Genomic DNA, 15,249 nt, shown 5'->3' with positions numbered 1-15,249 from the left:
GCGGCCGGCCGAGGTCCCGCTCTCCTTCGCCCAGCGGCGCCTGTGGTTCCTCGGCCGCTTCGACGACACCAGTGCCGGCTACAACATCCCGCTCGTGCTGCAGCTCGACGGCGACCTGGACCGGCACGCCCTGAGTGAGGCGCTGGCCGACGTCGTCACCCGGCACGAGAGCCTGCGTACCGTCTTCGCCGAGACCGACGGCCGTCCCCACCAGGTCGTCCTGTCCCCGTCCCCGGCCGCCCCGCTCCTTCCCGTCGCCGCCACCGACGACGACCTCGACAGCCGGCTCGCCGACGCCGCGTCCCTTCCGTTCGACCTGGCGGCCGAGACCCCGCTGCGGGCCACCCTCTTCGCCCTCGACGAGCGGCGGCACGTCCTGCTGCTCCTGCTGCACCACATCGCGGGCGACGGCTGGTCGCTCGCGCCCCTCGCCCGCGACCTGTCGGCCGCCTACGCCGCCCGCAGGGCCGGCGAAACCCCCGCGTGGGAGCCGCTGCCGGTGCAGTACGCCGACTACAGCCTCTGGCAGCACGAGCTCTTCGGCGACGAGGACGACCAGGACAGCGTCGGAGCACGGCAGATCGCGCACTGGAAGCAGGTCCTCGCCGGCCTGCCGGAGGAACTGGCGCTGCCCGTCGACCGGCCGCGCCCGGCGCAGGCGAGCCTGCGGGGCGACGTCGTCACCTTCTCGCTCACGCCCAAGCTGCACCGGGGACTCGTCCAGCTGTCCCGCGACAGCCGCTGCAGTCTCTTCATGGTCCTCCAGGCGGGCCTCGCGGCCCTGCTCGACCGGCTCGGCTGCGGCGAGGACATACCCATCGGCACCGCCGTCGCGGGCCGCACGGACGAAGCCCTCGACGACCTCGTCGGCTGCTTCGTCAACAACCTGGTGCTGCGCACCGACACCTCCGGCGACCCGACCTTCCGGGAGCTGCTGAGCCGGGTCCGCGAGACGGACCTCACCGCCTACGCCCACCAGGACGTCTCCTTCGACCGGCTCGTGGAGGTCCTCAACCCGGGGCGTTCCCTCGCCCGGCACCCGCTGTTCCAGGTGATGCTCACGCTGCAGAACACCGAACGGGCCACCCTGGAGCTCCCCGGCCTGAGCGTCGAACCCCGCGCGGTGCAGACCCACTCGGCCCGTTTCGACCTCGCGCTGGAACTGGGCGAGAAGCGCGGCGCCGACGGCGGCCACGACGGACTCGACGGCATCGTCGAGTACAGCACCGACCTCTTCGACCGGACCACTGTCGAGAAGCTCACCACCCGCTTCGTCCGGCTGCTGGAGGCCGTGGCCGCGGACGCGGACCGCACCATCGGCCGGATCGACGTCCTCGGCCCCGTCGAGCGGCACGAACTCCTCGTACGCCGCAACGACACCGGTCACGAGGTGCCCGCCATCACCCTGAACGGTCTCCTGGCCGAGCAGGCGGCCCGCACCCCGGACGCGTCGGCCCTCGTCTTCGAGGACACCACCCTCACCTACGCCGAACTCGATGCCCGCGCCAACCGCCTCGCCCGCCTCCTCGTCGCCGAGGGGGTCGGGCCGGAGGGGACGGTGGCCGTGGCGGTGCCGCGCTCCCCCGAGCTCGTCGTCGCGCTGCTCGCCGTCCTCAAGGCCGGCGCCGCCTACATGCCCGTCGACCCGGACTACCCGGCCGACCGCATCAGGCATCTGCTCACCGAGGCGAGGCCCGCCCTGCTGCTCACGGTCGCGGCGGCCGGACTCCCCAAGGGCCCGGACCTCCGCATCCCCCGGCTGGCACTGGACGACCCGGCGCTGGTCGCCGGGCTCGAGGCGCTCGACGCCGCACCGCTGCCGGACACCGCCCGGCCCGACAACCCGGCATACGTCATTTACACCTCCGGTTCCACCGGCCGCCCCAAGGGGGTGCCCGTGCCGCACCGCGGCATCGTCAACCGGCTGCTGTGGATGCAGGACCGCTACGGGTTGCGCGCCGACGACCGGGTGCTCCAGAAGACGCCGTCCGGCTTCGACGTGTCGGTGTGGGAGTTCTTCTGGCCGCTGATCACCGGCGCCACCCTGGTTCTGGCCCGTCCCGAGGGCCACCGGGACCCGGTCTACCTGGCCGGACTGATCCGCGCCGAACGTGTCACCACGCTGCACTTCGTGCCGTCCATGCTCCAGGCCTTCCTCGCCGAGCCGGCCGCGGCCGGCTGCGGGGAGTCCCTTCGCCGGGTGATCTGCAGCGGCGAGGCCCTCACCGGCGACCAGCGCTCCCGTTTCTTCGAGCTGTTCGACGCCGAGCTGCACAACCTCTACGGCCCGACCGAGGCGTCCGTCGACGTCACCCACTGGACCTGTGAGCCCTCCGAGGGGGCACGCTCCGTCCCGATCGGCCACCCGGTGTGGAACACCCGGGTGTATGTGCTGGACGCGGCGTTGCGGCCGGTCGCCCCGGGTGTGGCGGGAGAGCTCTATCTCGCGGGCGAGCAACTGGCCCGCGGCTACCTCGGGCGCCCCGCGCTGACCGCGGAACGCTTCACGGCCTGCCCGTACGGCGGTCCGGGCAGCCGCATGTACCGCACGGGAGACCTGGTCCGCTGGGGCTCCGACGGGGCTCTGGAGTACCTGGGCCGCGCCGACGACCAGGTGAAGCTGCGCGGCTTCCGGATCGAACTCGGCGAGATCGAGGCGGTGCTCGTGTCCCACCCGGCGGTCGCCCAGGCAGCCGTCCTGGTCCGTGAGGACCGGCCCGGCGACAAGCGGCTCGTCGCCTACACCGTCCCCGGCGTCACCCCCGCACCGGACACGCACACTGCCCCGGAGGCGGACAGCGGCGCACTGCGCAGGCATCTGGCGGCCGCGCTGCCCGAGTACATGGTGCCGTCGGCCTTCGTCACCCTCGACGCCCTGCCGCTCACCCCCAACGGCAAGCTGGACCGCAAGGCCCTGCCCGCGCCCGAGGTACAGAGCGGGGAGCCCGGCCGCGCTCCGGCAACCGCGCAGGAGGCCCTGCTGTGCCGGCTGTTCGGGGAGATCCTCGGACTCGACGCCCCGGCAGGGGCCGACGACAGCTTCTTCGAGCTGGGCGGCCACTCCCTGCTGGGCACCCGTCTGATCAGCCGGATCCGTACCGAGGCCGATGTCGAACTGCCCATCCGGGCCCTGTTCGAGACGCCCACCCCGGCGGGGCTCGCCCTCCTGCTCGGCAACGCCCGACCGGCCCGCAGGGCCCTGTCCCGCGGACCGCGCCCCGAGCAACTGCCCGTCTCGTACGCGCAGCAGCGGCTGTGGTTCCTCAGCCGGCTGGACGGCGCGGAGGGCGCCACGTACAACCTGCCGGTCGTGGTGCGGCTCACCGGTGTGCTCGACCCTGCCGCGCTGGGCGCGGCCCTGCGGGACGTGGTCGGCCGCCACGAGGCGCTGCGCACCGTCTTCCGGGAGTTCGGCGGCAGCCCGGTGCAGCTCGTCCTGGACGGGGCGGCGCCCCGGCTGGACATCGTCGAGGTCAGCGAGAAGGAGCTGCGGGCGGCGCTCGACGCGACCGCGGCGCGCGGCTTCGACATCTCGACCGATCTGCCGCTGCGGGTGACGCTGTTCCGGGTCGGTGAGCAGGAGCATGTGCTGCTGCTCGTGCTGCACCACATCGCCGCCGACGGATGGTCCATGGGTCCGCTGGCGCGTGATCTGTCGGGGGCCTACGCGGCGCGGTGCCGCGGTGAGGTACCGGCCTGGAGCGAGCTTCCGGTGCAGTACGCGGACTACGCGTTGTGGCAGCGGGAGGTCCTCGGCTCGGAGAGCGACCCGACGAGCGTGGTCTCGGGCCAGCTGGAGTTCTGGCGCCAGGCGCTGGCGGGGCTGCCGCAGGAGTTGTCCCTCCCGGTGGACCGGCCGCGTCCGGCTCACGCCTCCTACCGCGGTGACGTGGTGCCGTTCGTGCTGGACGCCGAGGTGCACGCGGGACTGGCGGGACTGGCGCGGGAGTCCGGCGCGAGCCTGTTCATGGTCCTGCAGGCCGCGGTCGCGGTCTGGCTGGGCAAGCTCGGCGCGGGCACGGACGTGCCCCTGGGCACCCCCGTCGCCGGTCGCACCGACAGCGCGCTGGACGACCTCGTCGGCTTCTTCGTCAACACGCTGGTGCTGCGCACCGACGCGTCGGGCGACCCGACCTTCCGTGAACTGCTGGGCCGCGTACGGGAGACCGACCTGGAGGCCTACGCCCACCAGGACATCCCCTTCGAGCGGCTCGTCGACCTGGTGAGTTCGGAGCGCTCGCTCTCCCGTCACCCGCTCTTCCAGGTCATGCTCACCCTGCAGAACGCGGGAGGCAGCGACCTCGAACTGCCCGGTCTGACCGTGCGCAACGAGGACGCCGACACGGGAGCGGCCAAGTTCGACCTCTCCCTGACCTTCGGTGAGCGGTCGGTCGAGGACGGTTCCCCGGCCGGGCTGGACGGGTTCGTCGACTTCGCCCTGGACCTGTTCGACCGGGCCACGGTGGAGGCTTTCATCGGCCGGCTGGAGCGGGTGCTCCGGGCGGTCGTGGCCGACCCCGACGCCCGGGTCAGCACCCTGGACATCCTGTCCGCCGAAGAACGCACCGACATCCTCACCTCCTGGAACGACACCACCACCCCGGTCCTCACCGGCACCCTGCCCGAGCTGTTCCAGGCCCAGGTGGCCCGCACCCCCGCCCACACCGCCCTGGCCGACGCGGGCGGCGAGACCCTCACCTACGGCGAGCTCAACCAGCGCGCCAACCGACTCGCCCGCCACCTCATCGGCCACGGCGCCGGACCCGAGCGCGTGGTCGCCCTCGTCCTGCCCCGCTCCGTCGAACTCCTCGTCGCGGAACTGGCCGTCCTCAAGACCGGCGCCGCCTTCCTGCCCATCGACCCGGCACACCCCGCCGAACGCATCGCCTACACCCTCGACGACGCCGGCCCAGTCCTGGTGCTCACCCGCGACCTGTCCCAGCTTCCGCACACGACGCCCGGCACGCGCACTGTCCTGCACATCGGTGATCTCCCGATCGACGGCCACGCACCGCACGACGACGCCACCACCGACGTCACGGACGCGGACCGGTTGTCGCCGCTGCGTGCGGCCCACCCGGCATACGTGATCTACACCTCGGGTTCGACCGGACGCCCCAAGGGCGTCGTCGTCTCCCACACCGGCATCGGCAACCTCGCCACCGCCCAGATCGAACGCTTCGCCATCACCCCCCACAGCCGCGTGCTGCAGTTCGCCTCACCCAGCTTCGACGCCTCCATCTCCGAGGTCTTCTCCACCTGGCTGAACGGCGCCACCCTGATCACCGCCACCACCAACCACCTGCGCCCCGGCCCCGACCTCGCCCACACCACCCGCGACCTGCACGTCACCCACGCCACCATCCCCCCCGTCGCCCTCGCCGCGATGGAACCCACCGACCTGCCCACCCTCACCACCCTCGTCACCGCCGGCGAAGCCGTACCCACCCAGGTCGTCGAAGCCTGGGCACCCGACCGCCGCATGATCAACGCCTACGGCCCCACCGAAACCACCGTCTGCGCCACCATGAGCACCCCCCTGCCGGGTACGCAGTCGGGTGCCGTGCCGATCGGCGGACCAATCGCCAACACCCGCGTCTACGTCCTCGACAAGGGTTTGCGTCCGGTGGCTCCCGGTGTGGTGGGTGAGTTGTACGTGGCCGGACCCGGCCTCGCCCGCGGTTACCTGGGCCGCCCCGACCTCACCGCCGAACGCTTCGTGGCCTGCCCCTACGGCACACCCGGCGAGCGCATGTACCGCACCGGCGACCTCGTCCGCTGGACCCCGACCGGCGACCTCACCTACCACGGCCGCACCGACCACCAGATCAAACTCCGCGGCCACCGCATCGAGCTCGCAGAGATCGAAGCCGCCCTCCGCAACCAGAACGCCATCCGCCAGGCCGCCGTCACCGTCCGCGAGGACCGCCCCGGCGACCGCCGCCTCGTCGCCTACATCACCACCCACACCAACACCCCCACCGACCCCATCGACTCCGCAACGCTCCGCGACACCCTCCGCGCCGACCTGCCCGACCACATGGTCCCCGCCGCCATCATCACCCTCGACACCCTCCCGCTGACCGTCAACGGCAAACTCGACCGCACCGCACTCCCCGCACCCGACATCACCGCCACCGGTGCGGGCCGGGCTCCCCGGACCGTTCAGGAAGCGCTGCTCTGCGACCTGTTCGCCGAGGTGCTCGGAGTGGAGACCGTCGGCATCGACGACGGCTTCTTCGACCTCGGCGGGCACTCCCTGCTGGCCACCCGTCTCGCGAGCCGCGTCCGGGACGAGCTCGGCGTGGAGCTGCCGGTGCGCAGCGTCTTCGAGCACCCGACCGTGGCCGCGCTCGTCCGGCAGCTCGGCTCGGCGTCCGGGGTACGTCCCCCGGTGCGCGCGGTCGAACGCCCCGCGGAGGTTCCGCTCTCCTTCGCCCAGCGCAGGCTGTGGTTCCTCGGTCACTTCGACGGGCCCAGCGCCGCGTACAACATTCCGCTGGCGTTGAGTCTGACCGGCGACCTGGACCGGGAGGCTCTCGCCGCCGCGCTGCGTGACGTGGTCGACCGGCACGAGAGCCTGCGGACCGTCTTCCCCGACACCGACGGGCGCCCGCGCCAGCTGGTGCTGGAGGCCTCCGCCCTCGGTCTCGGACTGCCGGTCATCGAGGTCACCGAGGCCGAGCTGCCCGGCGCGCTGAGTGCCGCGGCCGGCCACGCCTTCGACCTGACGGCCGATGTGCCGCTGAAGGCGGACCTCTTCGCTCTCGCTCCCGACCGGCATGTGCTCCACCTGCTGGTGCACCACATCGCCGCCGACGGCGCCTCGCTGGCGCCGCTGGCCAGGGACCTGTCCACCGCCTACGCGGCGCGCCGTCTGGCACGGACCCCCGACTGGGAGCCCCTGCGGGTGCAGTACGCGGACTACACGCTGTGGCAGCGGGAGGTGCTGGGCAGCGAGGACGACCCGGACAGCAAGGTCTCGGCGCAGTTGGAGCACTGGCGTACCGCTCTCGCGGATCTCCCCGAGGAGCTGACGCTGCCGACCGACCGGCCGCGGCCCCAGCGTTCCTCCCACCGCGGCGGCCTGGTCCCGCTGGAACTCGATGCCGAGCTGCATGCCCGGATCGCGACGCTGGCACGCCGTACCGGTACCAGCGTGTTCATGGTCCTCCAGGCGGCCACCGCCGCCCTGCTCACCAAGATGGGGGCCGGCTCGGACGTCCCGATCGGCACGCCGGTCGCCGGACGGACCGACAGCGCGCTCGACGACCTCGTGGGCTTCTTCGTCAACACCCTGGTGCTGCGCACCGACACCTCCGGCAACCCGACCTTCCGGGAGCTGCTGGCACGGGTCCGGGACACCGACCTCGCTGCCTACGCCCACCAGGACGTTCCGTTCGAGCGGCTCGTCGAGGTGATGAACCCGGAGCGCTCGGCGGCCCGGCACCCGTTGTTCCAGGTCAACCTGACCTTCCACAACCAGGCCGCCGCCGCGGACGGCCTGGACCTGCCCGGGCTGACGTTCGGCGGTCACCCGGTCGAGCACAGCGTCGCCAAGTACGACCTGGCGCTGAGCCTCACCGAGCAGCGGACCCCCGACGGTTCGGCCGCGGGGATCACGGGTGCTCTGGAGTTCGCCGTCGACCTCTTCGACACGTCCACGGCCGACAGCCTCGCCGAGCGCTTCGTGCGGCTGCTGTCCACGTGGACCGAGGAGCCCGACCGTGCGCTCGACGACGTGCACGTCCTGGACGCGGCCGAGTGGGATGCCGCTCTCGCCGGTGTGGGTGCGGTGGTGGACCGGGCCGGCAACGACGGACCGTCACTGGCGGAACTGTTCGAGGACCGCGCCGCCGGCACACCCGACGCCGTCGCCGTGGTCTGCGGCGACCGGACCGTCTCCTACCGCGAGCTGAACACCACCGCGAACCGGCTGGCACGCCGCCTGGTCACGGACGGCGCCGGACCCGGCCGGTTCGTCGGACTGGCCCTGCCCAGATCCGTCGAACTCCTCACCGCTCTCCTCGCCGTCATCAAGTCCGGCGCCGCCTACGTCCCCATGGACCCCGACTACCCCGCCGACCGCCTCGCCCACATGGTCGCCGACTCCTCCCCCGCCCTCGTCGTCACCACCACCGGCGTGGACCTCGCCGGCCTCGACTGCGGCGACGCCACCGTCCTCGTCCTGGACGACCCCCACGTACTGTCCCACCTCAACGCCCTGCCGGACGGCGACCTGTCGGACACCGAACGCGGCGGCCTGCTCCGCGCCGGCTCCGCCGCCTACGTCATCTACACCTCCGGCTCCACCGGCCGCCCCAAGGGCGTCATCGTCCCCCACGGCAACGTCGTCCGGCTGTTCTCGGCGACCGACCACTGGTTCGGCTTCGGACCCGACGACGTGTGGACCCTCTTCCACAGCTACGCCTTCGACTTCTCCGTATGGGAGATCTGGGGCCCGCTGCTGCACGGCGGCCGCCTCGTGGTCGTACCCTTCGAGGTCTCCCGCTCACCGGAGGACTTCCTGACCCTGCTGGCCGACCAGAAGGTCACCGTCCTCAACCAGACACCCTCCGCCTTCTACCAGCTGATGCGCACCGACGCCGAACACCCCGACCCCGGCGCACGACTCGCACTGCGCTACGTCGTCTTCGGCGGCGAGGCCCTCGACCTCCGACGCCTCGAGGACTGGTACGACCGCCACCCCGACAACGCCCCCCGCCTGATCAACATGTACGGCATCACCGAAACCACCGTCCACGTCACCCACCGCGCACTGGACGCCGAAGGCGCCGCTTCGGCGACGGCCGGCCTCATCGGCGGGCCGATCCCGGATCTGCGGGTGCACGTCCTCGACGCGCGCCTCGCACCGGTCCCCGCCGGTGTCGTCGGTGAGATGTACGTGGCGGGCGCGGGTCTGGCCGACGGCTACCTCGGCCGGCACGCCCTGACCGCCGAGCGCTTCGTCGCCGACCCCTACGGCCCGCCCGGCACCCGCATGTACCGCACCGGCGACCTGGCACGCCGCACCAAGGACGGTGAGCTGGAGTACCTCGGCCGCGCCGACCACCAGGTCAAGATCCGCGGCTTCCGCATCGAACTCGGCGAGATCGATGCCTGCCTCGCCTCGCACCCGCAGCTCGGCCAGGTCGCCGTCGTCGTACGGGAGGACCGGCCGGGCGACCGCAAACTCGTCGGGTACGTCGTCCCCCAGGCGCAGGAGCGGACCGTGGAACCAGAGGAACTGCGCAAGCACCTGCGTACGCAACTCCCCGAGTACATGGTGCCGTCGGCGTTCGTCGCGCTCGACGCCCTGCCGCTGACCTCCAACGGCAAGCTCGACCGCAAGGCGCTGCCCGCCCCCGACTTCGCCGCGGCGGCGGGAGGCCGCGCGGCGCGGACCGAGCGGGAGGAACTGCTCTGCGGCCTGTTCGCGGAAGTCCTCGGACTGCCCTCCGTCGGCGTGGACGACGGCTTCTTCGACCTGGGCGGCGACTCCATCGTCTCCATCCAGCTCGTCGCCCGCGCCCGCAGGGCCGGACTGCTCCTGACCCCGCGCGACATCTTCGAGCACAAGACGGTCGAGGCGCTGGCCACCGTCGCCGCCGTCGTCGACCGCACGGCCGACGAGGGCCCGGACGCCGGCATCGGGACCGTGGGGGCGACGCCGATCGTCCGCTGGCTGGAGGAACGCGGCGGCCCCGTCGACCGCTTCAACCAGTCGATGCTGCTCCAGGTCCCCGCGGGGGCGTCGGCCGGGCATCTGACGGCTGCGCTGCAGACGCTGCTGGACCACCACGACATGCTGCGGGCGCGGCTGACGCGCGGCGCCGAAGGCTGGTCGCTGGAGGTCCCGGACCGCGGCACGGTCGACGCGGGCGACCTGCTGCACCGGGTGGCGCTGCCGTCGGGCCCGGTACGGGCCGAGGTGCTCGCCGAAGCGCTGGAGGAGCACGCCACCGCGGCGTGGGACCGGCTCTCGCCCGAGGACGGCGTCATGGTCCAGGCGGTCTGGTTCGACGCCGGCCCGGACCACCCGGGGCGGCTGCTGCTGGTCGCCCACCACCTCGTGGTCGACGGCGTCTCCTGGCGGGTCGTCACCCCCGATCTGGCCGCGGCGTACCAAGCCCTGGCCGGTGGCGGGAAGCCGGTGCTCGAACCGGTGCCCACGTCCTTCCGTACCTGGGCCCGCCTGCTGAACGAGGAGGCCCACAAGCCCGCACGCGTCGGTGACCTGAGCCGCTGGACGACGATGCTGGCCGCCGCCGAACCACTGCTCGGCGAGCGTCCGCTCGACCCGGCGCGTGACATCCGGGCGACCGCGCGCACCCTCACCCTGTCCCTCGCCCGCGAGTACACCGAACCGCTGCTGACCTCCGTCGTCTCCGCGTTCCACGCCGGGGTGAACGACGTGCTGCTGACCGGATTCGCGCTGGCCGTGGCCGAGTGGCAGGAGAGCCGGGGCCGCAGCACGCGGGGCGTCCTGGTGGACCTCGAGGGCCACGGCCGGACCGAACCGGGCGGCGACACCCCCTGCGACCTGTCGCGCACGGTCGGCTGGTTCACCGGGATCCACCCGGTGCGGCTGGAGACCGGCCACCAGGACTGGGAGCAGCTCACCGCCACCGGCTCGGGCGCGGGCAGGGTGCTCAAGCAGGTCAAGGAGCAGTTGCGGGCGGTGCCCGACAACGGGCTCGGCTACGGGCTGCTGCGCTACCTCAACCCGAACACCCGGGCCGTCCTCGCCGAACTCGCCCCGCCGCAGATCGGGTTCAACTACCTGGGCCGGCTCGGCGGGGGCGGCGAAGCTGCCGAGGCCGCGGACTGGGGCCCGGCGCCCGAGTCGGGCGGGCTCGGCGGCGGCTCCGACGACGCCATGCCGCTCGCGCACCCGCTGGAGGTCAACGCCTTCACCCAGGACGGCCCCGAGGGTCCGCGGCTCGTGGCCACCTGGACCTGGGCCGGGGAACTCCTCGGCGAGGAGGACGTGGCAGGGCTGGCCGAAGGGTGGTTCCGCATGCTCCGCATGCTCGCCGAACACGCGGCCGCTCCCGAGGCCGGCGGCTGGACGCCTTCCGACCTGCCGCTGGTGTCACTGAGCCAGCACGACATCGACGGCCTCGGTGACGACCTCGACGACGACTTCGAGGACGAGTTCGACGACGACTTCGAGGGTTCTGACGCGTTTGACGGTCACCAGGACCGAACGACGCGGCACGACCAGCACGACAACGGACACGACGACGCCGATGCCGGCACCAACTGGAGGAACCGATGACCAAGCCGGCGATCGAGGACGTACTCCCTCTGTCACCGCTGCAGGAGGGGCTGCTGTTCCACGCGCTGCTCGACGAGCAGGGGATGGACGTCTACACGGTGCAGCTGGTGCTGGAGCTGACCGGCATCGTGGACACCGAGCGGATGACGGCCGCCGTCGCCGCGCTCGTCGCCCGGCACACCAGCCTGCGCGCCGGTTTCCGGCACGAGGGCCTGGAGCGCCCGGTGCAGGTGATCCGCAGCCGGGTCCGGCCGCCCTACCGGGAGGTCGACCTCGGCGGGCTGCCCAAGGACGAGCGGCCCGCCGCGCTGGAGCGGGCCCTGGCCGAGGACCGCGCGCGCCGCTTCGACCTGAACCGGCCGCCGCTGGTGCGCTTCACCCTGGTGCGCCTCGGCGAGCGCGAGCACCGGCTCGTGGTGAGCAACCACCACATCCTGCTGGACGGCTGGTCCACACCGCTGCTGGTCAGCGAGCTGTTCACCCTGTACAGGCAGCACGGCGACCCGTCCGGGATGCCGCACGTCACGCCCTACCGCGACTATCTGGCGTGGGTGGCCAAGCAGGACCGGGCACAGAGCGAGCAGGCCTGGCGCGAGGTGCTCGGGGACGTCTGCGAGCCCACCCTGCTGGCTCCCGCGGACCCGTCCCGCCGGCCGGTCCGGCCGCGCCATCACACGCTGGACCTGTCCGAGGAGTTCACCTCGGCGCTAGTGGCGCGGACCCGCGGGAGCGGTCTGACGCTGAACACCGTCCTGCAGGGCGTGTGGGGGCTGCTGCTGGGCCGCCTCACCGACCGGGACGACGTCGTCTTCGGCGGTACGGTCTCCGGGCGGCCGCCGGAGCTGCCCGGTGTGGAGCACATGATCGGGCTGTTCATCAACACCCTGCCGGTCCGGGTCACCCTCGACCCCGCCGAATCGCTGGCCGGGCTCCTGGCCCGGCTGCAGAAGCAGCAGTCCGGCCTCATGAGCCACCAGCAGCTGAGCCTCACCGAAGTGCAGTCCCTCGGCGGCTGGAAGGAGGGTGTCGGCGAGCTGTTCGACACGCTCACCGTGACGGAGAACTACCCCGTCGACCCGTCCGCGCTGGCGGCCGAGGACCCGGGCGACCCGGACGAGCTGCGGGTCACCGGGCTGGTGGGGGAGGACGCCAACCACTACCCGATGAGCCTCGCGGCCGTCCCCGGTCCCCGGCTTCACCTGCGGCTGAGCTACCGGCCCGACCTGTTCTCCGACGAGACCGTGCGGCTGATGGGCGGCCGTCTGGAGGCGCTGCTGCGGGCCGTGGTCGAGGACCCGGAGCAGGCCGTCGGCCGGCTGGACATCGTCTCCCCGCAGGAGCACCGGCGGCTCGTCGACGAATGGAGCCGCGGCGGCGACGGGCCGCGGGCCCGGACCTTCCCCGAACTGTTCGAGGAGCAGGTCCGCAGTACCCCGGACGCCGACGCCGTCGTCGCGCCGGGGGTCCTGCTCCGTTACGCCGAGCTGAACGAGCGGGCGAACCGGCTCGCCCGGCTGCTGGCCGCGCGCGGGGCCGGGCCGGAGAAGATCGTCGCCCTGCTGCTGCCCCGGTCGGTGGACATCGTGGTGGCGCAGCTCGCGGTGCTCAAGTCCGGGGCCGCCTACCTGCCGGTGGACCCGTCCTACCCGGCCGAGCGCATCGCGTTCATGCTCGACGACGCGGCGCCGGTACTCGCCCTCACCGCCTCCGGTGTCACCCTGCCGCAGGACACGCTGCCGGCCGGGCTCCCGGTGCTGCGGCTGGACGACCCGGCCGTCACCGGGGAGCTCGCCGCGCTGCCGGCCCACGACCTGGCCGACTCCGACCGCACCGCCGCGCTGCTGCCCGGTCATCCCGCGTACGTCATCCACACCTCCGGTTCCACCGGCAGGCCCAAGGGTGTGCTGGTGCAGCACACCGGGCTGGCGGCCTTCTCCGCCGCGGTGGCCGAAGGGTTCGCCGTGGACGGCACGGCCCGGGTGCTCCAGTTCGCCTCGCCGAGCTTCGACGCCTCGGTGCTGGAACTGTGCTCCGCGCTGCCGGCCGGAGCCGCGCTCGTCGTGCCCCCGCCCGGCCCGCTCGGTGACGAGGCCCTCGCCGAGGTGCTGCGCGAGCAGCGGGTGACCCATGCCCTGGTGCCGCCGGCGGCACTCGCCACCGTGCCCGTGGAAGGGCTGGCCGACTTCCGCTCCCTGGTCGTCGGCGGCGACGCCACCGGCGCCGAACTCGTGGACCGCTGGGCGCCGGGCCGCCGCATGGTCAATGCCTACGGGCCGACCGAGGCCACCGTCGCGGCCACCCTCAGCGAGCCCCTGACCGCGGGGGGCGGCACTCCGCCCATCGGCCGGCCGGTCCGCGGCACCAGGGTCTACGTGCTGGGGGACACGCTGCGCCCGGTTCCCGTCGGCGTACCGGGGGAGCTGTACGTGGCCGGGGACGGTCTGGCCCGCGGCTACCTGGGGCGTGCGGCACTGACGGCCGAACGGTTCACCGCCTGCCCGTACGGCGGACCCGGCGAGCGGATGTACCGCACCGGGGACCTGGTGCGCTGGACCGACGACGGCCCCCTGGAGTACCTCGGCCGGGCCGACGACCAGGTGAAGATCCGCGGCTTCCGCGTCGAACTGGGCGAGATCGAGTCGGCGCTCGCCGCGCTGCCCGGTGTCGGCCGCGCGGTGCCCGTGGTGCGGGAGAACGCCGGGGGCGACCGGATGATCGTGGCCTACGTCGTTCCGGCGGACCCGGCCGGCCCTGCGGGCTGCCTGGAGCCGGACGCGCTGCGGGCCGGTCTGGCCGGCACGCTCCCCGAGTACATGCTGCCCGCCGCGTTCGTGCGGCTGGACGAGGTCCCGCTGATGCCGAACGGAAAGCTGGACCGCAGGGCGCTGCCCGACCCCGAGTTCACCGTGGCGCTGGGCAGCGGGGCGCCCCGCACCCCCGAGGAGGAGGTGCTCTGCGGTCTGTTCGCCGAGGTGCTCTCGCTGCCCAGGGTCGGCGTCGACGACAACTTCTTCGATCTCGGCGGGCATTCACTGCTGGCGACCCGGGTGATCAGCCGGGCGCGGGCCGCGTTCGGCGTGCGGCTCTCGGTGCGCAGCCTGCTGGAGAACCCGACCGTGGCCGCACTGGCCGCCGAGCTCACCGCCGGTTCCGACCACGACCCGTTCGACGTGCTGCTGCCCCTGCGGCCCGGCGGCTCGAAGCCGGGCGTGTTCTGCCTGCACCCCGGGGCCGGTATCGGCTGGGGCTACTCGGGCCTGCTGCGGCACATCCCGGCCGACCACCCGATCTACGCGCTCCAGGCGCGAGGGCTCGCCCGCGACGAGGAATTGCCCTCCTCCATCCAGGAGATGGCCGACGACTACCTCGCCCGGATCCGCAGCGTCCAGCCGTCCGGTCCCTACCACCTGGTGGGCTGGTCCCTCGGTGGAATCCTCGCGCACATGATCGCCACTCGGCTCCAGGACGCGGGCGAGCAGGTCGGGCTGCTGGCCGTGCTGGACACCGACCCGGACATTCCCTCCGAGGAGCACGCGGATCTCGCGTACGACGAACAGGACGTGCTGGCCACGCTGTTGGACCTCAGCGGCCGGGCAGGGGACCGCGACCCGGCCGAGCCGCTGGTGTACGAGCAGGTGATGGAGGTCCTGCGGGCCGGGGACAGCGCACTCGCCGGCCTGGAAAAGCGCCATATCAGCGCGCTCGCCCGTGTTGGCACCAACATGTCGAGGAGCATCATCCACCCGTACGGCCCTGGTCTACTGGGCATCGTCCGTGGCGATGTCATGCTGACCGTCGCAGGCCGGGACCATGCCTCCCCGCAGGCGATGGCCGCGGCGTGGCGGCCCTTCGTGGAGGGGCGGGTCGACATCCAGGTCGTCGACTGCGGGCACAACGAGCTGACCCGGCCGGGGCCCATCGGCGAGATCGGCCGGGCGCTCGCCGCGCAGTTGCGCGAGCTCCGGTGA

General features: G+C 72.9%; 2 protein-coding genes (1 of these 2 running past the window's edge). Both read left to right on the top strand.

The genetic code is table 11. The features are described 5' to 3' along the window. Positions 1 to 11,281: the 3' portion of an amino acid adenylation domain-containing protein gene (locus tag ACWZEH_RS28130; RefSeq protein ID WP_456193870.1), read on the top strand. 3,140 nt of this gene lie to the left of the window's left edge; the window shows 11,281 of its 14,421 coding nt (coding positions 3,141-14,421); its start codon lies off the left edge, out of view; its stop codon occupies positions 11,279 to 11,281. Beyond that, complete coding sequence (locus tag ACWZEH_RS28125) at positions 11,278 to 15,249, top strand: amino acid adenylation domain-containing protein (protein WP_456193869.1); 3,972 nt, start codon at positions 11,278 to 11,280, stop codon at positions 15,247 to 15,249. The genes ACWZEH_RS28130 and ACWZEH_RS28125 overlap by 4 nt, the downstream gene beginning before the upstream one ends.

The organism is Streptomyces yamdrokensis, assembly GCF_053890455.1.
The sequence above is the reverse complement of the archived record's forward strand: the minus strand, read 5'-3'. Positions and strand labels throughout refer to the sequence as shown.